Annotated in this window: 21 protein-coding genes, 5 tRNA genes and 1 riboswitch; of the genes, 12 read left to right on the top strand and 14 right to left on the bottom strand. The window is 71.7% G+C overall.

The features are described 5' to 3' along the window. Nucleotides 1–6 precede the first annotated feature (6 nt). Nucleotides 7–1,347 (top strand): PrsW family intramembrane metalloprotease, encoded by a 1,341-nt coding sequence (locus RCO28_RS26515; protein WP_308943772.1) that lies wholly within the window; start codon nucleotides 7–9, stop codon nucleotides 1,345–1,347. Here the strand turns inward: RCO28_RS26515 and RCO28_RS26510 are convergent. The 3 genes from RCO28_RS26510 to RCO28_RS26500 form a co-directional block, all read right to left on the bottom strand. Beyond that, the gene (locus tag RCO28_RS26510) at nucleotides 1,339–2,283 is read right to left on the bottom strand and encodes an aldo/keto reductase (RefSeq protein WP_308943771.1); all 945 of its coding nucleotides are present in this window, start codon (nucleotides 2,281–2,283) and stop codon (nucleotides 1,339–1,341) included. The two genes, RCO28_RS26515 and RCO28_RS26510, sit on opposite strands and share 9 nt — an antisense overlap. A 211-nt stretch (nucleotides 2,284–2,494) precedes the next feature. Continuing rightward, nucleotides 2,495–3,580: a M23 family metallopeptidase gene (locus tag RCO28_RS26505; RefSeq protein ID WP_308943770.1), complete on the bottom strand. Its 1,086-nt coding sequence runs from the start codon at nucleotides 3,578–3,580 to the stop codon at nucleotides 2,495–2,497. An 11-nt stretch (nucleotides 3,581–3,591) separates the two neighbouring features. Then, a riboswitch (cyclic di-AMP (ydaO/yuaA leader) is annotated at nucleotides 3,592–3,725 on the bottom strand. 221 nt (nucleotides 3,726–3,946) lie between these two features. After that, nucleotides 3,947–5,188, bottom strand: coding sequence for a PP2C family protein-serine/threonine phosphatase (locus tag RCO28_RS26500; RefSeq protein ID WP_374991249.1), 1,242 nt, complete (start codon nucleotides 5,186–5,188; stop codon nucleotides 3,947–3,949). Nucleotides 5,189–5,321: 133 nt separating this feature from the next. On the opposite strand from RCO28_RS26500, the gene RCO28_RS26495 reads away from it, so the two are divergent. After that, nucleotides 5,322–5,395: transfer RNA gene (locus tag RCO28_RS26495), tRNA-Met, on the top strand. Between the two features lie 316 nt (nucleotides 5,396–5,711). Here RCO28_RS26495 and RCO28_RS26490 read toward each other — a convergent pair. From RCO28_RS26490 to RCO28_RS26480, 3 genes are all read right to left on the bottom strand, one after another. Next, nucleotides 5,712–5,784 (bottom strand) — tRNA-Lys (locus RCO28_RS26490). 131 nt (nucleotides 5,785–5,915) lie between these two features. Then, nucleotides 5,916–8,075 carry a DEAD/DEAH box helicase gene (locus RCO28_RS26485; protein WP_308943768.1) on the bottom strand — a complete coding sequence of 720 codons (2,160 nt, stop codon included), beginning with the start codon at nucleotides 8,073–8,075 and terminating at the stop codon, nucleotides 5,916–5,918. A 256-nt stretch (nucleotides 8,076–8,331) separates the two neighbouring features. Continuing rightward, nucleotides 8,332–8,895: a hypothetical protein gene (locus RCO28_RS26480; protein ID WP_308943767.1), complete on the bottom strand. Its 564-nt coding sequence runs from the start codon at nucleotides 8,893–8,895 to the stop codon at nucleotides 8,332–8,334. Between the two features lie 238 nt (nucleotides 8,896–9,133). Here RCO28_RS26480 and RCO28_RS26475 point away from each other — a divergent pair, with 238 nt between their 5' ends. From RCO28_RS26475 to RCO28_RS26455, 5 genes are all read left to right on the top strand, one after another. Next, on the top strand, nucleotides 9,134–9,484 hold the full coding sequence (locus tag RCO28_RS26475) for a metallopeptidase family protein (RefSeq protein WP_308943766.1): 351 nt from the start codon (nucleotides 9,134–9,136) through the stop codon (nucleotides 9,482–9,484). A 67-nt stretch (nucleotides 9,485–9,551) separates the two neighbouring features. Continuing rightward, nucleotides 9,552–11,111: a metallophosphoesterase gene (locus tag RCO28_RS26470; protein ID WP_308943765.1), complete on the top strand. Its 1,560-nt coding sequence runs from the start codon at nucleotides 9,552–9,554 to the stop codon at nucleotides 11,109–11,111. A 209-nt stretch (nucleotides 11,112–11,320) separates the two neighbouring features. Further along, nucleotides 11,321–11,393: transfer RNA gene (locus tag RCO28_RS26465), tRNA-Glu, on the top strand. Nucleotides 11,394–11,434: 41 nt separating this feature from the next. Continuing rightward, nucleotides 11,435–11,509, top strand: a tRNA-Asp gene (locus RCO28_RS26460). A gap of 23 nt (nucleotides 11,510–11,532) precedes the next feature. Further along, nucleotides 11,533–11,609: transfer RNA gene (locus RCO28_RS26455), tRNA-Phe, on the top strand. A gap of 372 nt (nucleotides 11,610–11,981) precedes the next feature. Here the strand turns inward: RCO28_RS26455 and RCO28_RS26450 are convergent. From RCO28_RS26450 to RCO28_RS26435, 4 genes are all read right to left on the bottom strand, one after another. Beyond that, a complete protein-coding gene (locus RCO28_RS26450) occupies nucleotides 11,982–13,370 on the bottom strand; it encodes a hypothetical protein (protein ID WP_308943764.1) in 1,389 nt (462 codons plus the stop codon). Between the two features lie 73 nt (nucleotides 13,371–13,443). Beyond that, complete coding sequence (locus RCO28_RS26445; protein WP_308943763.1) at nucleotides 13,444–13,683, bottom strand: acyl-CoA carboxylase subunit epsilon; 240 nt, start codon at nucleotides 13,681–13,683, stop codon at nucleotides 13,444–13,446. Nucleotides 13,684–13,694: 11 nt separating this feature from the next. Continuing rightward, entirely contained in the window at nucleotides 13,695–15,233 is a 1,539-nt protein-coding gene (locus tag RCO28_RS26440; protein WP_374991254.1) for an acyl-CoA carboxylase subunit beta, read from the bottom strand. 229 nt (nucleotides 15,234–15,462) lie between these two features. Continuing rightward, the gene (locus RCO28_RS26435) at nucleotides 15,463–16,695 is read right to left on the bottom strand and encodes an alpha/beta fold hydrolase (RefSeq protein WP_308943762.1); all 1,233 of its coding nucleotides are present in this window, start codon (nucleotides 16,693–16,695) and stop codon (nucleotides 15,463–15,465) included. Between the two features lie 348 nt (nucleotides 16,696–17,043). Here RCO28_RS26435 and RCO28_RS26430 point away from each other — a divergent pair, with 348 nt between their 5' ends. Genes RCO28_RS26430 through RCO28_RS26410 form a run of 5 tightly spaced genes read left to right on the top strand, consistent with a single transcriptional unit; the run spans nucleotide 17,044 to nucleotide 20,072 of the window. Continuing rightward, complete coding sequence (locus RCO28_RS26430; protein WP_308943761.1) at nucleotides 17,044–17,655, top strand: hypothetical protein; 612 nt, start codon at nucleotides 17,044–17,046, stop codon at nucleotides 17,653–17,655. Between the two features lie 6 nt (nucleotides 17,656–17,661). Then, complete coding sequence (locus tag RCO28_RS26425; RefSeq protein ID WP_308943760.1) at nucleotides 17,662–18,111, top strand: SRPBCC family protein; 450 nt, start codon at nucleotides 17,662–17,664, stop codon at nucleotides 18,109–18,111. After that, entirely contained in the window at nucleotides 18,108–18,596 is a 489-nt protein-coding gene (locus tag RCO28_RS26420) for a hypothetical protein (protein WP_308943759.1), read from the top strand. Before RCO28_RS26425 ends, RCO28_RS26420 begins: the two co-directional genes overlap by 4 nt. After that, the gene (locus tag RCO28_RS26415) at nucleotides 18,593–19,003 is read left to right on the top strand and encodes an SRPBCC family protein (RefSeq protein ID WP_308943758.1); all 411 of its coding nucleotides are present in this window, start codon (nucleotides 18,593–18,595) and stop codon (nucleotides 19,001–19,003) included. The genes RCO28_RS26420 and RCO28_RS26415 overlap by 4 nt, the downstream gene beginning before the upstream one ends. 43 nt (nucleotides 19,004–19,046) lie before the next feature. Continuing rightward, nucleotides 19,047–20,072: a hypothetical protein gene (locus RCO28_RS26410; protein ID WP_308943757.1), complete on the top strand. Its 1,026-nt coding sequence runs from the start codon at nucleotides 19,047–19,049 to the stop codon at nucleotides 20,070–20,072. 102 nt (nucleotides 20,073–20,174) lie between these two features. On the opposite strand, the gene RCO28_RS26405 is transcribed toward RCO28_RS26410, so the two are convergent. Genes RCO28_RS26405 through RCO28_RS26390 form a run of 4 tightly spaced genes read right to left on the bottom strand, consistent with a single transcriptional unit; the run spans nucleotide 20,175 to nucleotide 22,813 of the window. Next, on the bottom strand, nucleotides 20,175–20,636 hold the full coding sequence (locus RCO28_RS26405) for a MarR family transcriptional regulator (RefSeq protein ID WP_308943756.1): 462 nt from the start codon (nucleotides 20,634–20,636) through the stop codon (nucleotides 20,175–20,177). Between the two features lie 36 nt (nucleotides 20,637–20,672). Further along, nucleotides 20,673–21,197: a MarR family transcriptional regulator gene (locus RCO28_RS26400; RefSeq protein ID WP_308943755.1), complete on the bottom strand. Its 525-nt coding sequence runs from the start codon at nucleotides 21,195–21,197 to the stop codon at nucleotides 20,673–20,675. Further along, nucleotides 21,190–21,969 (bottom strand): 4'-phosphopantetheinyl transferase superfamily protein, encoded by a 780-nt coding sequence (locus RCO28_RS26395; protein WP_308943754.1) that lies wholly within the window; start codon nucleotides 21,967–21,969, stop codon nucleotides 21,190–21,192. Before RCO28_RS26395 ends, RCO28_RS26400 begins: the two co-directional genes overlap by 8 nt. 10 nt (nucleotides 21,970–21,979) lie before the next feature. After that, entirely contained in the window at nucleotides 21,980–22,813 is an 834-nt protein-coding gene (locus RCO28_RS26390; protein ID WP_308943753.1) for a cyclase family protein, read from the bottom strand. Between the last annotated feature and the right edge of the window lie 49 nt (nucleotides 22,814–22,862).

The raw sequence follows: 22,862 nt of genomic DNA, 5'->3' as shown, positions 1-22,862 counted from the left end.
GACGTCGTGACCGTAACGCCTCTGTCCCCCTCCGCAGCGCACTGGTGGCAGCGGCGCCCGGTCAAAGCCTGGACACTCGGCACACTGCTCGCCCTCTCCGGCCTGGTGATCCTCGGCCTGGTCAGGGAACAGACGGGCACCGAGGGCTTCCTGGTCGGCCTCGGCCTGGCCACGCTGCCGGTGCCGGTGCTTACCGCCGCGTTCCGCTGGCTGGACCGGGTCGACCCCGGGCCCTGGCGGAACCTCATATTCGCCTTCTCCTGGGGCGCCTGCGCGGCCGCGCTGATAGCGATCGTGGCGAACTCCTTCGCGACCCGCTGGATAGCCACGGCCACCGCCGACCCGGCAAGTGCCGACACCCTCGGCGCGACCGTCATAGCCCCCGTCGTCGAGGAGTCCGCCAAGGCCGCCGCCGTACTGCTCGTCTTCCTGTTCCGCAGAAGGCAGTTCACCGGAATCGTGGACGGGGTGGTGATAGCCGGGGTCACCGCCACCGGCTTCGCGTTCACCGAGAACGTCCTCTATCTGGGCAACGCCTACGGCACCGACGAGGCCAGCGGCATCACCGGCCTCGCCCTCGACTCGGTCACCGCCGCGACCTTCTTCGTCCGCATCGTGATGTCGCCCTTCGCGCATCCGCTGTTCACGGTGCTGACCGGCATCGGCTTCGGCCTCGCCGCCCGCGCGGCGCAGCGCCGCCGCGTCCTCCGCTTCCTGCTCCCCGTCCTGGGCCTCGGCCTCGCGATGGGCATGCACGCCCTCTGGAACAGCTCGGCCGTCTTCGGCCCGTACGGATTCTTCGCCGTCTACGGCGGCTTCATGGTCCCCGCCTTCGCGCTCCTGACCTGGCTCACGGTCTGGACGCGCCAGCGCGAGCTGCGCACCATCCGCACCGAGCTGCCCGTCTACGCCGCCGCCGGCTGGATCGGCCCGTACGAGCCGTACGCGCTCTCCTCGATGCGGGCCCGCCGCATCGCCCGCGACTACGCCGCCCACCTCGGCGGCCCGGCCGCGGCCCGGATCGTCGCGGAGTACGAGGCGTACGCGACGTCCCTGGCGTTCCTGCGGTACCGGGGGCGGCGCGGCCGGGCGGGCGCGGAGTTCGTCTCCCGCGAGCAGGAACTCCTGGGCGAGATCTGGCGCCGCCGCGCGACCGCCCGCCCGGCCCTGGAGCACGCGGCCCGCGCCACGGCCCCACCGATCCCCGCGCCACGCCCGTACCCGTACCCGTACGCCCCCGGCCCGCGCCTCACCTATGTGCCGCGCCAGCCGGGCTACGGGCCGCCGCACCCCACCTACGCCCCGTACACCCCCAACCCCGCCTACGCCCCCGACCGCTCAGGCTGAGGCGGCCGTCAGCTGAGCCAACTCGGCGTCCGTGAGCTGGAGTTCGGCGACCTTGACGAGGGCGGGCAGCTGCTCGACCGTACGGGCCGAGGCGATCGGCGCGACCACGGTCGGCTGCGCGGCGAGCCAGGCCAGGCCGACCGTGGCGAGCTCGGCGTCGTGCGCGGCCGCGACCCGGTCGAGCGCGTCGAGCACCTTGACGCCGCGCTCGGTGTCCAGATGGCCGCCCGCGCTCTGCGCCCGCACGCTGTCCACGCTCGCGCCCGGCCGGTACTTGCCGGTGAGGAAGCCGGAGGCGAGGGCGTAGTACGGCACCGCGGCGAGGCCGGTCCGGGAGGCGACCTCCTGGAGCGGGCCCTCGTACGTGTCGCGGGAGACGAGGTTGTAGTGCGGCTGCAGCGCGACGTACCGCGCGAGGCCCTCGCGCTCGGCGAATTCGAGGGACTCGGTCAGGCGCTCGGCCGAGATGTTGGAGGCGGCGACGGCGCGCACCGTGCCCGCGCTGACCAGCTCGTCGAGCGCGGTGACGATGTCCTCGACCGGGACGGTCGGGTCGTCGAAGTGCGTGTAGTACAGGTCGATGTAGTCCGTGCCGAGGCGGCGCAGGGAGTCCTCGACGCCCCGCTTGATGGTGTTCGGGGCGAGGCCCTTGGCGCTTTCGAGGGCGCCGACCTTGGTGGCGAGGACGATGTCGGCGCGGTTGCCGCGGGCCGCGAGCCACTTGCCGATGACGGTCTCGGACTCACCGCCGCTGTTGCCGGGCACCCACGCGGAGTAGACGTCGGCGGTGTCGACGAAGTTGCCGCCCGCCGCGGTGTAGGCGTCGAGTACGGCGAAGGACTGCTCCTCGTCGGCACTCCAGCCGAAGACGTTGCCGCCGAGGGCGAGCGGGAAGACCGAGAGGTCGGACGAGCCGAGATGGCGCAGAGAGGTCATGGGTACGTCAACAGCCGCCGCCGACGGGCGTATTCCGGTACGGACGTACGCGGAAGAACCCGTGCGGCGACGGCTGTGGAGGACATGCCTCACCTCACCGATGCATGCCTCGTACCGGCAGTCCTGACGTCGGGGGGTACACCGCCAGGACCGCCGGAACCCAAAAGGGAATCCGGAACAGGATCCGGAACAGGATCCGGAAGAAGCCGGCTCAGAGGCTGATGCCCTTGCCGCGCAGCCACGCCCCCGGGTCGATCAGGTCGCCGCCCGCGGCCTTCACCTCGAAGTGCAGATGCGGACCGGTGGAGTTGCCGGTGGAGCCGACCCGTCCGATGACGTCGCCGGTGGAGACCTTCTGGCCGACGCTGACGCTCATCGACGACTGGTGGTTGTACGCGAGCTCCGTGCCGTCCTCCAGCTCGATCACCGTGCGGTAGCCGTAACTGCCGGACCAGCCCGCCTCCTTGACGGTGCCGGAGTGGATCGACTTGATCGGCGTGCCCGTGGGCGCGGCGAAGTCCAGACCCGTGTGGTAGCCGGAGGACCACATCGAACCGGCCTGTCCGAACACGGTGCTGATGGTGTACGAGGCGAGCGGTGCGGTGTAGCTGCGGGCGAGCTTGGCGAGGCGCTCGGCCTCGGCCTTCCGCTTCGCCTCCTCCTCGGCCTTGCGCTTGGCCTCGGCGGCCTCCTTCTCGGCCTCGGTCTGCTGCTTCTCGGCCTCTTCGGCGGCGGCCTTCGCGGCGGCGTCGGCGGCGGCGGCCTGCTCGGCGGCCGCGGCCTGGTCCTGCTTCGATGCGGCCTGCTGCATGATGCGCGAGCGCAGCGCCTCACCGGCGTCGGCGGAGGCCGCCTGCTGCCCGCCGTCGAGCTGGGCGACGGGCGCGCCGCCCGCGGCGGCGGCCTGGGTGACACCGGAGAAGTCGCTTCCGGTGTCGGCGGATTCATCGGAGTCGGAGATCAGCGAGCCGACGCCGGGCAGGGACTCGGCGTCCGGCAGGGAGTCGGTGACGCCGGAGAGGTCGGGCAGCGATATCGGTACCGGGGGACGGTCCTTGGCGGTCGCGATGCCACCGGCGCCGACCGCGGCGATGACGCCGACGCCGAGCACGGTGGAGCTGCGCGCGAAACCGCCGCGCTGCTTGCCGACACGGTGCCGGCCGCGGACGGGACGAACGGACTCCTCGGTGGGGTTCCACTCTTCCCAGGGCGCGTCGTCATGCCCGAACGTCTGGTCACCGTCCGGGAAATACGCGGGCTCATGGCCGGTCGCGCCTCTGCTGGTCGGGGTCGCCACTGGGGCGCACTCCTTTCCTTCCTTCTCGCCTACCGGGTTAGCTGACGGGTTCGGAACAGGAAGGTTTCCTACGGACGAAAAACGCCCGATTCACCCCAAGTTGGTGGTTCCCCGGCTCCCTTGCGGGATTAAGCGTGTGCGCACGGAGCCGACTCTTGTGACGGCTGGGACGACCGCGCTGCGTTATCGAACGTTAATAGACAGCGGCATCGGATTCCAAGCCGTTCCGACTGATCGTTCACGACTCTGGCCAAGGCTTTTCCGGACACGAAGGGTCGTAACGGGGCGAGTTGACTCCTCCGCTTACACCTCTCGCGGCCTCCCCTTTTCTGACGTTGCGTCATTTGTTATGCGGAGGGCGGTGTTTCACTCACGGAGGGTGACAGCGTCGGCGGCCTCCGGCTCCTCCGCCGCAGGCCGCCGCACCGCGAGCAGCGCCATGTCGTCGGTCCTGCCCGAGCCCTCGGTGTGCCCCCGCACCTCCTCGGCCACCGTGGCGAGCAGGGAGTCCGGCGCGGTGAACATCCGGCCGCTGAGCCGCGCCGCCGGATCGTAGAACTCCCCCGCCTCGTTCCGCGCTTCGGAGAGCCCGTCGGTGTAGAAGAGCAGCGTCGCCCCGGCCGGGAACCAGCACTCGCCCGCGCGGTCCGGCCAGATCCCCAGGTCCCCCATGCCGAGCGGCAGCGCGGGCTCCTCCGCCGCGAGCACCCACAACCGCCCGCCGGCGGACAGCATCAGCGGCTCCGGATGGCCCCGGTTGATGAACCGTACGACCTCACGGCCGTGCGGCATCTCCGCGAGCACCGCCGTCGTGAACCCCTCGAAGGCGTCGAGGCCCGAGCGCCGGGTGCCCTCGCGCGCGAGGGCGCGCTCAAGGCGCTGGGCGACCGCCTCAAGGGTCGCCTCCTGCTCGGCCGCCTCCCGGAACGCTCCGATCACCACGGCCACGGCCTCCACGGCGCCCAGCCCCTTGCCGCGCACATCGCCCACGACGAGGCGTACGCCGTGCGGAGTGTCCTGCACCGCGTACAGGTCACCCCCGATGAACGCGTCCGCCTGCGCCGCCTCGTACCGCGCCGCGACCTGAAGGCCCCCGATCCGCGAGGCCGGTTCGGGCAGCACGGCACGCTGGGCGGCCTCGGCGATCTCCCGCGCGGAGGCGAGTTTCTGCCCGCGCTGGCGTACGACGACGTTGATGAGCACGGCGAGCACGGACACCGTGACCACGTTGATCAGCTCGGTCAGCTCCTGCGGCAGCCCGGCCGTCCCGTAGTACAGCTGCAGCAGCACCACGGAGGCGGACGCGGCGAACCCCGTGAGCACCGTGCCGAGCAGACCGAAGAACGGGGCCGCGACGAGCGGCGCCGCCGAGAACAGCGGGGCCGCCGTGAACCGCGGCGGGGTGAGCAGCGCGGAGACGAGCCCGATGCCGATGAGCAGCGCCGGCAGGCTGCGGACGAACGCGTGGGCCTGAGCGTGCACGATCGGCCGCTTCGGCTCTTCGAGGGGAGGCCCGCGACGCGGCCCCCGTCCGCCCCGCCGCCCGCCTCGCGCTCCTCGCTGCCCCACCGGTCGTCTCCTGCCCCGTCCGCAGTGTCGGCGGACCACTGCCGCTCCTGTCCCAGGGTTTCCGCCCGGGAGGCGACGAGCGACTCCTCGTCCGCCGTACGAGTTACACGGCCCAGGGGAAACAGGGGTGGCGCGAGGGGTCCCCGAGATGGCGTATAGTTGTGTTTACCGACGCGGGGTGGAGCAGCTCGGTAGCTCGCTGGGCTCATAACCCAGAGGTCGCAGGTTCAAATCCTGTCCCCGCTACTGAAACATCAGGCCCGGCACATTCCGATGTGCCGGGCCTGATGCATGTTCACCGACTGCGAGCCCGCCCGCCCTTGGCGACGATGAGGCAGGAATCCTCGGGTTGCGGCCGTACGGTCCCGGGGCGGCCTCTCGTCCGGCCGTGTGATGGCGAACGGCACTCCTGCGAGCTGAAGTTCGACCGGGACTTCCGCGAAGGCGAGTAGGAAGCCGCTGCCCGCCCGGCACCGAACACGACGGCGCCCGAGCTCCACCGATGCGGAACTCGGGCGCCGTTCAGCAGGTCGGAGGGGGTTTCCCCCTCACCTGCGCGTCGTAGGCCGTGTGGGACTCGAACCCACAACCAATGGATTAAAAGTCCACTGCTCTGCCAATTGAGCTAACGGCCCGCGTCAACGCACCCCCCGAGCATAGCCGCAGGAGCGGACAGAGCCGATCGGGTATCGGTGCGGCGACGTGAGAAGCGGGCCGACTCCGGGGAGTCGGCCCGCTTCTCAGTCAGTTGCCGGTGCCGGCAGGATCAGCCGTTGCGCTTCCAGCGCGGCTTGTCCTCACGGCGGCCGAAGGAGCCGGCGCCGCGGTCGTCACGGCGGTTGAACGGACGGTCGCTGCCACCGCGGTGGTCACGACGGTCGCGGTTGAAGGGGCGGTCGTCGCGGTTAAACGGACGGTCGCTGCCGCCGCGGTGCTCCCGGCGGTCGCGGTTGAAGCCGCCGTTGCCGCCACGGTCGTCCCGGCGGACGCCGCCCCGCTCGTCGCGGCGGAAGCCGCCACGGTCGTTGTCGCGGCGGTCACGGTTGAAGCCGCCGTTGCCGCCACGGTCGTTGCCACCACGGTCGTTGCCGCCACGGTCGTTGTCGCGGCGCTCGAAGGAACGGCCACCGCGGTCGTCCCGGCGGAAGCCACCACGGTCGTTGTCGCGGCGCTCACGGTTGAAGCCGCCGTTGCCGCCACGGTCGTTGCCACCACGGTCATTGTCGCGACGCTCGAAGGAACGGCCACCGCGGTCGTCCCGGCGGAAGCCACCACGGTCGTTGTCGCGGCGGTCACGGTTGAACGGACGGTCGCCCCGGTCACCCCGGTCGTCGCGACGCTCACGGCGCTCAAAGTTGCCCCGGTCGTCCCGGCGTTCACGACGCTCGTACGACGGACGCTCCTCGCGGAACTCCCGCTGCTCGCGCGGCTGCTGCTCGGGCACCTCGACCTCGGCGACGGCGGCCTCGGCGGCAGCGGCGACGGCCTCGGCCGGGTCCTCGCCCCGCTCGCGCGCGGCGCGGGCGGTGAGGCGGTCGGCCTCCTCGCGCAGCTCGGTGGCGCGACGCTGCGCGCGCTCCAGCTCCTTGGTGAGCTGCGACACGTCACGCTCGGCCTGCTTCGCCGCGTTGTCCGCGGAGTCGGCCTGGACCTCGGTCAGCGACCGGGCACCGGTGATGTCGGCGACCTCCGGGTCGAAGGCACCGCCCTGGCCGATGATGTGGCGCGAGGCGTCGACGCCCGCGTCCTCCATCAGCCGGAAGATCTGGCGCCGCTGGTGCGGCAGCGAGAGCGAGACGACGGTGCCGGAGCGACCCGCGCGGGCCGTACGGCCGGAGCGGTGCAGGTAGTCCTTGTGGTCACCGGCCGGGTCCACGTTGAGGACCAGGTCGATGCCGTCGACGTGGATGCCGCGGGCGGCGACGTCGGTGGCGACGAGCGCGTTGACGTACCCGTCCTTGAAGTCGGCGAGCGTCCGCGTACGGGCGCCCTGCGTCATGCCGCCGTGCAGCGCGTCGGCCTTCACACCGGCGTCGCGCAGCTGCTCCGCGATGCGGTCGCAGCCCAGCTGGGTGCGGACGAAGATGATCGTGCGGCCCTTGCGCGCGGCGATCGCGGAGGTGACCGGCGCCTTGTCGCGGGGCTTCACGATCAGGATGTGGTGCGTCATGGTCGTGACGTTGCCCTGGGCGCTGTCGACCTCGTGCGTCACCGGGTTGGTCAGGTAGCGCTTGACCAGCGTGGAGATCTCGTTCTCCATCGTGGCCGAGAACAGCATGCGCTGGCCGCCCGCCGGAACCTGGTCGAGCAGCTCGGTGACCTCGGGCAGGAAGCCCAGGTCGGACATCTGGTCGGCCTCGTCGAGGACGGCGACCTGGACGTTCTCCAGGGAGCAGGCGCCGCGGTTGATGATGTCGCGCAGGCGGCCCGGGGTGGCGACGAGGATGTCGACGCCGCGCTCCAGCGCGTAGATCTGGTTGCCCATCGACGTACCGCCGCAGACGACCTTCATCTTCAGGCCGAGGACGTCGCCGTACGGCTGGAGGGCGTCGGCGACCTGCATCGCCAGCTCGCGGGTCGGGGTCAGGATGACCGCGCGGGGCTTCTTCTTCTCGGTGTGGCCGCCGGCGAGCGCCGCCAGGGTCGGCAGACCGAAGGAGAGGGTCTTGCCGGAGCCGGTGCGGCCACGGCCGAGGATGTCCTTGCCGGCCAGGGCGTCCGGGATGGTCGCGGCCTGGATCGGGAAGGGCGTGGTCACGCCGTTCTGCGCGAGCTTGCGGACGACACCCTCGGGCAGGCCCAGGTCGCCGAAGGTGACCTCGGGAGCCTCGGGGGTCTCAGGGGCTTCGGGGGCCGTCTCGATGACGACAGCCTCGTCCGCGCTGTTCTCGGGCAGGACGGAGTGCTCAGTACTGAAAGTGGACATGCGAAATGCGAAACCTTCCGGAGTCTCGGCACGCGCCCAAACTCCGTGAATCGCAATTTGACCGCCTCAATGCGGTCAGCCACGGCTAGGGAGAGTACGCGCCACACGGCGCTCTTCGATGCTGGCGCCGGGCAAATGGGATCAAACGATCTACCACTGTACGCACCCCTCACCCCGGATGGCAAACCGCCCCTCTGACCTGCACCGACGACCGAAACCGGACCTCCGGAGCGGGGCTCAAGGGGCGGAAACCCCCTCAGCTCGGCCCGGCCTCCGGCGACGGCTCCCGCGCCGTGAAGCTCGCCCCGCGCATCCTGCCCGGGCCCCCCGAACCGTCGGACGCACCGCCGCCCGCCGCGGACGACGACGGCTGCCCGGTGTCCGGCGGTGTGGGCGTCGCCCCCGGCGTGCTCTGCGGGGGCGAGGGCGGCGGCGTCACGGAGGGCCGGGGCTTCGGCGTCGTCCGCGTCGGGCCGGGCCGGTCGGGCGAGGCCGACGGGCGGGTCGGGGTCGCCGGCCGCGAGGACGACGCGGAGGCGGAGGGGGAACCACTCTCGGCGTCACCGCCCTCGGTGTCACCGCCCTCGGTGTCACCGCCCTCGGGGCGCGTGCCGTCCGGCCGCGCGCCCTCCCGCCCCGTGACACCGCTCACCACGGGCCCGCCGTCCGGCCCGGCCTCACCGGCGTGCTCGCCCGCGGACCGGGAGGACTGGGCGGGCGCGGGCTCCTGGGCGTCCCCTCCGACGCTCACACACCCGGCGCCCGCACCGAGGGCGACCACCACCGCGGCCAGACGAACGGGTACGTACAACTGGCGCACGGGTGGGCACCTCCGGAGCGCGGCAATGTGTTGCCCTGCCCAACTCCCGCCGCCCGCAAGAGGACACGCCGCGCACACGACGCCCGAACCGCGCGTTCGCAACGCCGCACGCCCCGCACGACACCCGGCCCTTCCCCGCACGACGCCCGGCCCTCCCCGCACGGCTCCGCGCCTTTCTCCGTACGGGAGTTCACCGTCGGCCCCGCACATCCACCGCTCGTCCCGGACAATGGGCCGTGTGCTGGAGATGACCCGTGAGGCGTTCGAAGAACTGGTGAGCCAGGCCCTGGACCAGATCCCCCCGGAACTGACCAGGGTGATGGACAACGTGGCCGTGTTCGTGGAGGACGAACCGTCCGCCGACGACCCCGAGCTGCTCGGCCTGTACGAGGGCACGCCGCTCACCGACCGCGGCGAGTGGTACGCCGGGGTGCTCCCGGACCGCATCACGATCTACATGGGCCCGACCCTGCGCTACTGCGAGACCCGGGAGCAGGTGGTCGACGAGGTCGCCGTCACCGTCGTCCACGAGATCGCCCACCACTTCGGCATCGACGACGAGCGCCTGCACGCGCTGGGTTGGGGCTGACCAGCCCTCGGACCACCCCCGGGACCGGCCCGGCATGAACACCCGCAGACATGGGCATACGGGCCCAATGGCCAGCGCCCGCGCCGCCGCCCGAAACGTCCTGCACCTCGTACGGACCGCCCCGGCCGCGTTCGTACGCCACTACCGCGCGCGCCACCCGCACCCCGTCACCGAACTCGTCCACCCCCCGCACCCCTACAGCCGAGCCCTCGGCCTGGTCGCGGTCGTGCTGCTCGGCGCCTGGCTGGGGCTGCTGATCGTCGGCAGTGTGCGCGTCCCGGTCGGCCCGATGGACACGCAGATGACGCTGCGCCCCTCGCTCACCGGCGGCACGAAGATCAACGTCTCCCCGCTCGGCGCCCTCGAACTCGACTCCCACACCGCGCCGCTCCGCCTCGACGTCGACGTGGACAGCCTCGACCCGGACCGCGCCCGCGCCCTCGTCGACCACCCCGAGCGCATCGCGGGGCTGCAGGACGAGGTCACCCGCGACGTCCAGGCCGGCACCCTCGACCTGGCGCTGCGCTCCTGCGTCGCCGTCGTCCTGGGCGCCGCCGCGCTCGGCCTCGTCGTCTACCGCAGACCCCGCCGCGCCCTCGCCGCCGGCGGCACCGCGCTCGCCCTGCTCGTGATCTGCGGCGCCACCGCCTTCGCCACCTGGAACCCCAAGTCGGTCCTGGAGCCCAGGTTCTCCGGACTGCTCTCCTCCGCCCCGTCCGTCGTCGGCAACGCCCGCAGCATCGTCAGCGAATTCGACGCGTACCAGAAGGAGTTGGCGCGCCTGGTCACCAACGTCACCAAGCTGTACGACGCCACCTCCACGCTCCCCACGTACGCCCCCGACCCGTCCACGGTCCGTGTCCTGCACGTCTCCGACATCCACCTCAACCCCGCGAGCTGGCACATCATCGCCTCGCTCGTGGAGCAGTACGAGATCGACGTGATCATCGACTCCGGCGACACCATGGACCACGGCACCGCCGCCGAGAACGGCTTCCTCGACCCGATCGAGGACCTGGGCGCCCCCTACGTCTGGGTGCGCGGCAACCACGACTCCCTGACGACCCAGCGCTATCTGGAACGCCTGAAGAACGTGCACGTCCTGGACGAGGGCCGCACCGTGACCGTCGGCGGCCTGCGCGTGGCGGGCATCGGCGACCCGCAGTTCACCCCGGACCGCTCGGTCGTCGCCCGCGGCGACCCGGCCGAGCGCACCGCGGGCAGCTTCCTCGCCGGCTCCCTGCGCGTCCAGCGGGCCCTGGGCGCTCCGGTGGACATCGCCGTCGCACACAACCCGGTCGCGGCCCGGCAGACCGACGGGCAGGTCCCGCTCGTCCTCGCGGGCCACGTCCACCACCCGAAGACGGAGCAACTGCCCGGCGGCACCCGGCTGCGCATCGAGGGCTCCACCGGTGGCAGCGGCCTGCGCGCCGTCGAGGACGAGGAACCGGACCCCGTCTCGGCGTCCGTCCTGTACCTCGACCGGACCACCAAGCGCCTGCAGGCCTGGGACGAGATCCGCCTCGGCGGGCTCGGCCTCACCACGGCCGAGGTCAGCCGCCACGTCCCGCAGGAGAACGAACCCGGCGCGACCCCGTCCTCGCCGGACGGCTCACCGGCTCCATGACCGCCGGACGACCTCACATCTTTTCGGTTTGGCCGAGGTCCAAACGCCGTAGTACAGTCTGTGCGTGCCCAACGGCACCGGTCAGGGCTTGACCGTCCAGAACTCCGTGAGGAGCGAAGGAGAAGCAGAACCCTCCGGGGGGAAGCGGAGTCACATGCTTCTCACGTCCTCGGACGCGCAGACGAAGCAGAGCTGTAACCAGTAGTTCCGCCCTCATCGTCTAGTGGCCCAGGACGCCGCCCTTTCAAGGCGGTAGCACGGGTTCGAATCCCGTTGGGGGCACGTATAGCATCATGTGTCCGTATTTTTGGACACAACAGCTTGGTCCTGTGGAGCAGTTTGGAGTGCTCGCCACCCTGTCAAGGTGGAGGCCGCGGGTTCAAATCCCGTCAGGACCGCTGAGATTCCACGCGAATCTCGTGGCTGGGTAGCTCAGTTGGTACGAGCGTCCGCCTGAAAAGCGGAAGGTCGCCGGTTCGACCCCGGCCCCAGCCACCACAAAGAAGGGCCCCGGATGGTCTGCCGCCCGGGGCCCTTTTGCACGCCCCAGGGCGCCCTGTCTTCACTGGCGGAAACGTCACCGAAGAACTTCTCTCCATTCTTTCCGTGCTGACGTATCGGCACGGTCGAACGCCTCGGCCACACCGTCTCCCTCACCCCCGCCAACACTGCGGCCTGACAACCCGACCGCAACAACCCGTCCGTCGGGCTGACGCCGGACGGCCACGTCCCGGGCCGGGGTCCCCACCTCCGGACCGGGTCCCCACCTCCGGACCGGGTCCCCACCTCCGGACCGGGGCCCCGCCCCCGGTCCGGGGCTCATCTGAGTGCGTGTGAGCGGGTGAGTGCAGGGCGTCAGGCGGTGCGCGGTCAGGTCGCCGCCGCGGCGGCCGCCATCGCCGCAGCCTTCTTCTTCGCCCGTACGGTGGACAGGGCCAGCAGGACGCCGCCGATGACGATCCAGGCGGCGAGCACCGCGATATGGCCGCCGGCCGCGTTGCCGTCGAAGTACGCCGTCGAGCGAAGCAGCGCGCCGCCCGCGCCCGGTGGCAGCAACTGGCCGATCGTGCCGACCGGTTCAGGCAGCATCTCGGGCGCGCTGGTGATCCCGGAGAACGGGTTGCCGAGGAAGGCCATCAGGAAGGCCGTCATGCCGATACCGGCCGGGCCGATCAGCGAGGCGAGGCCGGTGAGGGTACCGGAGATGGCGAGCACGGTCAGGCCGAGCACGGTGGCGTTGGCCGCAGCGTTACCGTCCAGCACCTCCAGCCAGCCCTGCAGGATGCCCACGCCCACCAGGCCGACGAGCGCGGCACCGCCGATCAGTACGCTGATACGGATGGCGCCGGGGCGGGTGAACAGGGTGGTCAGCACACCGGCGATGATGCCCGCCAGGACGAGCGGGAGCACGGCGGCGGTCAGGCCGGCGCCGCGCGGGTCGGCGGTGGGGAGGGGGACGACCTGGACGGTCCGGCCGGTCGCGGCCTTGTCCCCATTGGCCTGGCCTGCCGAATCCTTCCCGGCCAACGGCTGGGCGTGGGCGCCGAAGGTCTGGTCGAGGAGGTTCGCCACGACCGGTGATGCGGCGGGGGCGGTGAAGACCGTGGTGCCGCGCGGTCCGGCGACCACCGCACCGTAGACCTCGCGGTCCTGTACGGCCTGCCGGGCGGCCGACTCGTCGAGGTACCGGTGCACCTCGAAGGCGTCGTTCGTACCGGCGAGGCGCGCCTCGACCTGGGTGATCGCGCCGGGACTGCCCGCGACGCCGACCGGCAGTCCGTGCGGCGAAGCGTGCACGGCCGGCCAGGCGAACGCCCAGAGCGCGAACGCCGCGATGATCGGCACGAGCAGCAGCGCGAGCAGCGGCTTAGCGGGCGGCGGGCCCGGCGGCCGCCCGCCGCCGCCCTTTCCGCCCCCGCCCTTTCCGTCGCCGGGCGGTCCGCCGGCGTCCGGGGCCGGGCCGTGGCCGTTGGCTGCCGGGGCGCCTGTCGGGACGTGGCCGTTCGACGCGTACGGGTTGGGCTCGTACCGGTCCGTCGCGTACCGGTCCGTCGCGTACCGGTCGGCGATATCGACAGCGGCCAGCGGGATCGCGCCTGTATGCCCAGCGGGCGGTACGAAATCCGCGGGCACCGCGTCCGCCGAGACCGGCCGGACCGGCGGCGCCACCGGATACGGCGGCGGCGGGAACGGCGCCTCGTCGGACCGGGCGGACAGGGCCACAGTCGGGTTGTCGGTCAGTCCTTCGTGAAGGGACATCAGTGGGCTCTTTCCATGAGAGGTCCGTCAAGGGCCCTCAGAGTCGGCGCTGGTCAGAAGTGATCGGCAAGCGTCAGGGGTGCGGGTCGGGACCGGGTCTGTCCTGGCGCCAGGAACCCGCGGCCTGGAAGCCGAACGCGCGGCTCCAGTCGGCCCGTTCGGCCTCCTCGTCGTCTTTTGCGGGCGCCCGGGACCGGGCCGCCATCACCGCGAACACCACAGCCAGCGCGGCCAGTTGCTCGCGGTCGGGCCGTCCGCGCAGCACCTGCCAGTCGGCCTCGCGCGCCACGCCCAAGTCATCCGTCGCAGACATCACCCAGCCCCTCACACCGGCGGATTTCCGTGTTTGCGCGACGGCAGGACCTGCTGCTTGGCACGCAGCATGGCCAGGCCCCGTACGAGCATCAGCCGGGTGTCGGCCGGGTCGATCACGTCGTCGACCAGCCCGCGCTCGGCCGCGTAATACGGGTGCATCAGCTCGGACTTGTACTCTTTGACCAGGCGTTCCCGGGTCACCTCGGGGTTGCGGGACGCTGCGATCCGGCGGCGGAAGATGACGTTCGCCGCGCCCTCCGCGCCCATCACCGCGATCTCGTTGGCGGGCCAGGCGAGCGAGAGATCCGTACCGATGGAGCGCGAGTCCATGACGATGTACGCGCCGCCGTACGCCTTCCGCAGCACCACCGAGATCCGTGGGACGGTCGCGTTGCAGTACGCGTACAGCAGCTTCGCGCCGTGCCGGATGATGCCGCCGTGCTCCTGGTCGACGCCCGGGAGGAAACCCGGTACGTCGACCAGCGTCACGATCGGGATGTTGAACGCATCGCACAACTGCACGAAGCGGGCTGCCTTTTCGGAGGAATGGATGTCCAGGACACCGGCGAGCGAGAGCGGCTGATTGCCGATCAGGCCGACCGTCCGGCCGTCGATCCTGGCCAGCGTGCAGATCACGCTGGTGGCCCAGCCCTCGTGCACCTCCATGTGCTCGCCGTCGTCGACGATCTCCTCGATGACCTTGCGCATGTCGTACGGACGGTTGCCGTCCAGCGGTACGAGGTCCAGCAGCGCCTCGCAGCGCCGCTCGGCCGGGTCGGTGGCGGCGACGGCCGGCGGCCGCTCCCGGTTGTTGGCGGGGAGGAGAGACAGCAGGTAACGGACCTCTTCGAGGCAACTCTGCTCGTCGTCGTACGCGAAATGGGCCACACCGGAGACCTCGGCGTGCACGTCCGCGCCGCCGAGACCGTTGTGGGAGATCTCCTCGCCGGTCACCGCGCGGACCACATCCGGGCCCGTGATGAACATCTGCGAAGTGTCGCGGACCATGAACACGAAGTCGGTGAGGGCTGGGCTGTACGCGGCGCCGCCGGCGCAGGGCCCGAGCATCACGCTGATCTGCGGGATTACTCCGCTCGCCTTCGTATTGCGCTCGAAGATCCCGCCGTAACCGGCCAGCGCCGAAACGCCTTCCTGGATACGTGCCCCCGCGCCGTCATTCAGCGACACCAGCGGCGCACCTGCCTGAACGGCCATGTCCATGATCTTGTGGATCTTCTCGGCGTGCGCCTCGCCGAGCGCACCGCCGAAGATCCGGAAGTCGTGCGCGTACACGAAGACCGTCCGGCCGTGGACCGTGCCCCAGCCGGTGACCACACCGTCGGTGTACGGCTTCTTCGCCTCCAGCCCGAAACCGGTCGCGCGATGCCTGCGCATCGTCTCCACCTCGGTGTACGTCCCGTCATCGAAGAGAAGATCAAGACGCTCGCGCACGGTCAGCTTGCCGCGCCGCCGCTGCGCCTCGGTGGCCTTCTCGCCGGGCCCGGCAAGCGCCTGCGCCCGGCGGGCATGCAGCCGGTCGGTCAGCACACGCAGGTCGGGGTCGGGCTGGGGGTCCGGAACGTGCGGCGGGACCAGGAGCGGCGGCGCGAGGTCCGCGGAAGGCCCGGCCGTGGTGATGACGATCGGTTCTCGAAGGTCAGGATCTCGAAGTACCGGTTCTCGAAGTTCGGAAAGGGTCACGATGGCCTCCTCGGCCCGTCAGTGTGGTCGAGACGCAGGGGAGTCCTCCTGGAGTCCCGCTGGAGCGGGCGGAACGTCACAGCAGGGAGAGCTCCACCGCCCTGGCCACGGCGGCGCCGCGGCTGTTCACGCCAAGCTTCACGTTCACGTTGGCCAGGTGCCGGGCCGTGGTGTGCTCGGATATCCCCAGCTCGCGGGCGATCGCCCGGTTGGACAGGCCCTCGCGCAGCCGGGCCAGTACGGTCAGTTCGCGGGCGGTGAGCCGGCCGTGCTCGGGGCGCAGGAATGCTTCGACCTCGGAGACCACGGCTGCCGGGCCCTCGAAGTAGGGCAGTGCGGAGGAGCCCGGCAAGGTGCGCGAGCGCCCGTCGGCTACCGCGTTCACCAGGCGGCGCACCACCGAGGCGGTCACCAGGTACGAGTCCTGCTTGCGAAGCGCCAGCAGCGGAGCGCTTACGTCCGCGAGCAGAGCGCGTGCCTCCAGCGCGCAGTTGGCGCGCAGCATCGCCGCCGCGGCGCCGGCCGTCGCGCAGATGCGCTGGTACTCGCTGTACCAGAGCACTTCCTCAGGGGCCACACCCGGCAGCAGCAGTTCGGCGACCACCCGCGAGCCCAGCCGCCAGTCCGCCCGTACGAGCCCCTCGATCGCCTTCGGGACGGACGGGCCCAGCCCGTCGGGGTGGTCGGGGTCCGCGAGGAAGGAGGCCGCGGTCCCGAACAGGACGAGTTTGTGGACGAGTTCGGGCCGGCGCGCCGCCAGCGCGAGGGCGACCGGGCCCGCGAAGCCGGTGGCCAGGACCGACACCGCAGCCCCGCCCGCGGCGTCGATCACCGCCTCGGCGTGATCGACCTGGTGTTCTAGGGAGAAGTCGGGCGGACCGGCATCCGGACCGGTGCGTGAAGTCCTGCCTGAAGTGGTTCCGGCGTCCGAATCTGCCGACAGGCCGATGCCTGGCGGGTCGTACCGCAGGAGGCGGAAGCGTTCGGAGAGCGCGTGGTGGAAAGCGGCCACCGGGCCGCTGGTCCAGTCGACGGTGAGATGGCTGGTCCAGCCGGGTAGGACGAGCAGCGGCGTGCCCTCGCCACCGGTGGCGGTCCAGCGGACGGTCCGCCCGTCGGCTGCGATCCGCTGCCGTACGAGGGGATTGCTCTGCGGCCTGATCTCCTGCGGGCGGAACTCGGGGTGCGGTGCGGTTCTGGTTCCGGATCCGAGTGATGGGCGCGGTGCCGCGGTGGCGCTGGCCGCCGTGGTTGCGGTTGCCGATATGCGTGGTGGTGTCCGTACGAGCAGTGGTGCCTGTGCCGGCATGCGTGCCCCCTGTTGGCATCGACCGTTGGCAGTGCGGTGACCGGCGCCGTCGCGGCGCGGTCCGGCTCATTCAGCACGTTAGGCCGGGCCGCCGCTGTCCCTGTGGAGCCGCACAGGGGTCCGAGAGGGGCACGAGAGGGGTCCCGCCGGGGAATCGCGGGAGTCACCTCGTCATCCGCCCTGCCACACGTCCCACTACGCAGGTACGCACCGCCCCGACCGGCGTGTTTGCACAGATCTGGGGATGTCGCGGGCGGGCCGGGCGCCAGAACACTGGCTGCCGATGTACCTGTCCGGCGAACCGCCCGACGTACACGACGTACCTGTCCGACGAGAGAGGACACGCCCATGACGACCAGCACGATGACCGGGAGCAGGCCCGAGGCCCGCGCCGCGGTTGCCAGTCCGGAGCCGGCCCGCACCGTGGACACCGCGGACTGCTTCGACTTCAGCTGCCTGGAGACGCTGATCATCGACAGCCCGGTGGACACCGTGTACGACGCGCTGTTCAAGGTGACCGAGTGGCCGGTGCATCTCCCACACGTCCAGCAGATCGACGTGAGTTACGACGACGGCCAGTACCAGGAGTTCTGGATGACGGTCGCCTCGGAGACCGACGGCTCGCCGCTCCGGGTGCGCTCGATACGTAACTGCCGTTACCGCCAGATCGAGTTCTTCCAGCCGCAGCCACCGCGCTTCCTGCGCCACCACGCGGGGATCTGGCGCTTTATCCCGCAGGAAGGCCCGGAGGGCGCGGACCGCACGCTCGTCGAGGTCACCCACCTGTGGAACCTCGAGCCGGAGATCGCCGCCGAGGTCTACCCGGCGACGCCCGACCGTTCCACCGCCGTACAGGTCGAGGAGATGCTGGCCGGCCACTCGCGGCTGGCGCTCGCGTCCTGGCAGGCCGTACTCGGCAAGCCGTCCGGCGCTTCCGGCGACGCGAAGAAGGAAGGCTGAGCGGCCATGCGGATCTCCGAGACGATGACCGTGGGCGCGCCCATCGAGACGGTGTACGGCGTGTACGCGGACCTGGACGGCTGGTGCGACGTACTGCCGGACGTGGTCGGTGTCGACGTGCATTACATGGACGGGTACAACCAGGAGTTCTCCATGACGGTGGAGCGCCCCGGCGGCAACGAGACCGTCCGCGGGGTGCGGTACTGCCGCGCGCCGTACGAGCTGGAGCTTGTCCAGACCACCCCGCCGCCGGGCCTGTCCCGGATGACCGGGCTGTGGACCTTCACCGAGCGGGACGGCCGTACGACCGTGACCGCGGCGCGCGACTTCCGGCTCCTTGACGAGAACACGCCGGCCGGCGCCGAGGAGGCGTTCGCCGAGAAGCTGCACGGCTTTCTGAAGATCAATCTGGATCTCTTCCGGAAGGCGGCGGAGGAGAAGGGAGCACGGGCGTGACCGCGCCCGCCGCGACCGAGCGCATCGAGGTCGCCCGGCAGCTTGCGGCCTCGCCGCCGGGCGCGGCCGAGGTCTTCTGGGACATCACCGGCTGGTACCGCATCTGGGACCGCATCAGCGAGGTCGAGGTGCGCTACGACGACGGCGTGCACCAGGAGTTCGCAATGGAGGTGGAGCGGGACGGGCGCCTTGAACAGGTTCGTACGCTGCGCTTCAGGGACAGCCGTGAGGACATCGCGTTCTTCAGCCCGGACCCCCCGCCGGGGATGTCCGTCCACCTCGGGCAGTGGCGCTTCGCCGAGACCGCCGACGGGCGCGGCTGCCGGGCCACCGCGGCGCGGCAGTACGCCCTGATCCGTACGCCGGAGGAGAGCGACGCGGCGTACGCGGCCCGCTCGGCGGCGTACCGGGAACGCTTCGAGGCCCGCCTCGGCAAGATCCTCGACTGCTTCGCCGACCACTTTGAGAAAGCGAGCACGCCATGACCACCTGCACCGCACAGATCGACATCGCGCGCACCCCGGAGGCTGTCCGCGGTTACGTACGCGAGGTCCCCAACCTGCCCTCCTGGACCGGCTTCTTCCGCAGCGTCGGGGAGTCGGCCGACGGCCGCCGCTACCCGGTCGATACGCCGATGGGGCCGATCGAGACCTGGATCGAGACCGAGCCGGTCCCTCCGGGCGACGGCGCCGCAGCCTGCACCATCAACTCGCTGATCCACGGCCGTGAGGAGCAGGCCGTGCTGGACCTGCGGCGGACGGATGCCGGCACCGCCGTCCACTTCACGGTCCGGTTGCCGGCGGGGGCTCCGCCGGAGCGTGCGAAGGGGCAGCGTACGGCGATGGCCGAGGAACTGCGGCGCCTCAAGGAACTGCTGGAAGGCGCCGGCTGACGGAGCGGAACGAGATGACCGGAACGGACCGAGAGGAGGCCCAGTGAGCAGTCCGCGGCAGATGGAGCGCCAGATGGAGAAGTCACTGGTCTGCGGTTCGGTGCACGGTGCCCGGCTGACGGACCACGCGGCCGGGCGCCGGATCACGGCGATCGCCTGCGGGTTCACGGCCGTGGAGGCGGAGGCGTCGGCGGCCGGTCTGCTCAGGATCGTGCAGACCTTCCACCGGGCGGCCGGGGACGGTCCCGGACCCGAGGCGGCCGGTCCCGGCGACCGGCCGCTGCGGGCGGGCGACTTCGCCCCCGAGGCGTATATCGGGGAGGGGCCGGCGCTGCGGGCGTACGGCGCGAGCAGCGGCCGCGCGTACGGCGTACCGGCGGAGATCGCCCTGCCGCTGCCTCTTCACGCCACACGGCATACGCACGGGCTGGCGGGGACGGAGTACCAGGCGCCGGGCAGCGGCCCTCCCGACAACCGGCCCGGCGGCCGCCCGTCCAGTGTCGCGTCCATCGAGTCTGTCGCTTCCCTCGTCGGCCCCACCGTCGCGGACGTTCTGGCGGCGGACATCGCGGTCCGCTGGTGGCAGCGGCCCCGGCCGCGGCTGGTGCGGCTGGCGCCGCGGCGGCTGCTCCCGGAGTCGGTCATGGCGGTGTCGGACGCGCACGGCCTGAGCGTCGAGGCGTTCTGTTGGCTGCAGCTGCCGTTCACGGTGGTGCTGTCCGTGATCCACGCGGGCGGCGGGGCCGCGGCGGGTTTCGGTGTGGCGGCGGGCTCCGGTCCGCGGCAGGCGCTGCGCGCGGCGTTCCTGCGCGCGCACGCGGCCCGGCTGGCCGGCTGGCGGGAGGGCGGTCCGCATCTGGACCTGCTGCGGCTGAACGTCCAGCGCGGGCTCGCCGTACCGCGCCGCCCGGTCACCGACTGGGTGGAGCAGGCGCACCGGCGCTTCGGGCACGAGCCGCTGGTGGTGCCGTTCGCGGCGCCGGACGGCGGGCGGGTGGTGAAGGTGCTCTGCCCGGGCGCCGCGGTGCACCATCCGCCGTCGGTGGCCCGCCCGGACTGCCCGTTGTAGCGACGGCGGTTCTGAAGACTCGTAGGTACATGGGCGCGTACGTACGCCGAAGGGCCGGACCCCGGTGCGGGGGTCCGGCCCTTCATCACGTACGTACGCGAATCACTCCGAGGAGTGCGAGACCAGCCGCAGCAGCATGTCCACCAGGCCCGAGCGCTCACCGTCGGTGAGCGGGGTGAGGAACGCGTCGTGCACCTCGCGGTCGACCTGGGCCAGCGCCCCGCCGAAGAGCTCGCGGCCCTTCTCCGTCATGGTGACGGCGTAGCGCCGGCGGTCCTCCGGGTCGCGCATCCGCTCGACCAGGCCCACGCCCTCCAGGTCGTCGACGACCGAGACCATGGTCGTACGGTCGATCTTCAGCCTCTCGCCGATGCGCTGCTGGGAGAGCGGCCCGTGCTGGTGGAGGAGGGTGAGCACACCGTAGTCCCGGGCCTTGATGCCGTACGGGCGCAGCGACTGCTCGAAGTCGGCGGTGACCAGTTCGGCGGCCTTGCTGAGCAGGAAGCCGACGGAGACGGTCAGTTCCGGCGAAAGGTCTTGTTGCCGCAGGGTCGGCCTGGTCATCGGTTCGGCTTCCATTTCGTTCCTCCGGGGCCGCTACTACTTGGCCGCCCGCCGCGGCTCGGCGGCGCCGCCAAGCGTAGCGAGCGGCGGCGCGGTGGGCTGTGGCGTGGCCGAGTCTGGCTCGGCGGGCTGTGGCGCGGCGGGCTGGTCCGCGATGCGGGCCAGCAGTTCGTCGAGCGTGCGGATCTCGTGCGGGGTCAGCCCGGCGAGCAGCTCGGCGTCGGCCTCGGAGCCGACCACGAGCATGCCCTTGGCGTGCCGCTCGCCCTCCGCCGTGAGCCCGATGAGATAGCGGCGGCGGTCGTCTGGGCTGCGCCTGCGCTGGAGCAGGGCCTCTTCCTCCAGCTGGTCGATGAGCCCGACCATGGTCGTACGGTCGATGCCGAGTGTTTCGCCGAGCTGCTGCTGGGGCAGCGGTCCGGACTCGGCCAGCGTGACCAGTACGCCGTACCAGCGGGGGCGTACGCCGTGCGGGCGCAGCGCCTCCTTCAGGAACTGGGACCTGCGCACCGCCGCGACTTGCAGCAGCCATCCGGTCCCGGCGGAATCGTGCTCAGTCACTCGCGCTCACCCCTTCCAGCAAATAATCATCGTCAATGATAGTCAGCAGGAGCGACTGTTGACTAGTCGTCGCAGTCGTCGGTGTCGAGTCGCTTGCCGTGCGGGGCGCGGGTGCGGCGACGAGCGCCGCCGTGATGCCCGCGCCGTGCGACAGCGCAACGGGCAGGTGGCGCCCGTCTCTTGTGCGGAGCAGGGGGGCGCCCTGTTCGGTACGGGTCCACGTCCAGGGGCCGTCGTACGGTTCCAGCACGGCCCGTGCGGCGCGCTCGGCGGTACGGCGTACGGCGGCTCCCGCCCGGGCCGCGCGGCCCGCCCGAGGGCCGTCGAATACGTCGCGGACTTGGTCGGTGCGAGCGGTCGCGACGATGTGCGTCCCCGGTCCCGTCGGGGCGGTCAGGGCGACCGCTGCGAGGAGGGTGCGCGGCGCGTCGGCAGCGGAGTGCGGACCTCGTACGGCCAGGCGTACGGCGTCGCTGTCGTACACCCACGGCGGCAGGTCACCGGTGAGCCGCACAGATGCGGGGCGGCCCGCGGGCGAGCGCACCTCCACTCCGCGCCATCCGATGCCCGCGAAGCCCGTGCCCAGCGCCTTGACCACCGCTTCCTTGATCGCCCAGACCGAAGCCAAAGCGCCGGGTTCAGCGCCGGTCTCACTCAGCTCACGCCCGGTGAAGGCGGTGGCGGCCAGCCCGGGGCAGCGGGTGAGACGGGCGGCCCAGGCACGGGCGTCCGTGACATCGATGCCGAGACGGACGGCTCGGACGGCGTCCATGGCCGCACCCCTACGCGTCCGCGTCCTGCGGGGCGATGGCCACGACGCGGGTCCAGCCCGCGCCCGCACCGCCGACCGCGACCGGGAAACAGGCGAGGGTGAACCCGGTGGGCGCGGGCAGCCGCTCCAGGTGAGCGAGCTTCTCCAGCTGGAGGTACTCGTGCTCGCGGCCGTACACATGGGCGGGCCACAGCGCGCCGCGGTCCCCGGTCCGCTCGTACTCCTCGATCATCGCGTGCATCGGCCGGTCCAGCCCCCAGGCGTCGATGCCGATCGTGCGCACGCCCCGCTCGACGAGGTACGCCGTGCCCTCGCCGGAGAGCCCCGCGTACGTCGTCAGGTAGTCGGGCGAGCCCCACAGGCGGTCGGCGCCGGTCCACAGCAACGTGATGTCGCCGGGGGTGAGTTCATGGCCGATGACGTCGAGCGCTGCGGCCAGCTGGCCGGGCGTGATGGCCTCGCCGGGCGGTACGTGGCGCAGGTCCAGACGCACGCCGGGCCCGTAGCACCACTCCAGGGGCACTTGGTCGATGCTCTTGGCGGGGGCTCCGCCGGACTCCGGTCCGTAATGCAGCGGCGCGTCCATGTGCGTACCGGTGTGCGTGGTGAGCGTGACCGTCTCGTTGGAGATGGCCATGCCGCCTGGGAAGTCGTCGGGGCCGAGCCGGCCGCGGCCGAGCACCGCGGCGCCGGCCCGGTGGTCCAGCACGTCGATCGCGACCGGCGTGGCCTCACTGGGCGTCGGCCCGGTCACGACACTGAGGTCGATCAGGCGGGGGCCGGGACGGGCCGCGGCGCGCGGCGCGGCGACAGGAGCGGGGAGGGTCTGCGGTGCGTACGGCATTACGGGCCTCCGGGAGAGGTGCGGGCCGGGGGCGTCCCAGAGGGAGGGA

The organism is Streptomyces sp. LHD-70 (assembly GCF_031157275.1).
Taxonomy (GTDB): domain Bacteria; phylum Actinomycetota; class Actinomycetes; order Streptomycetales; family Streptomycetaceae; genus Streptomyces.
Note: the sequence above shows the minus strand (reverse complement) of the source record. Positions and strands in the feature narration are given on the sequence as shown.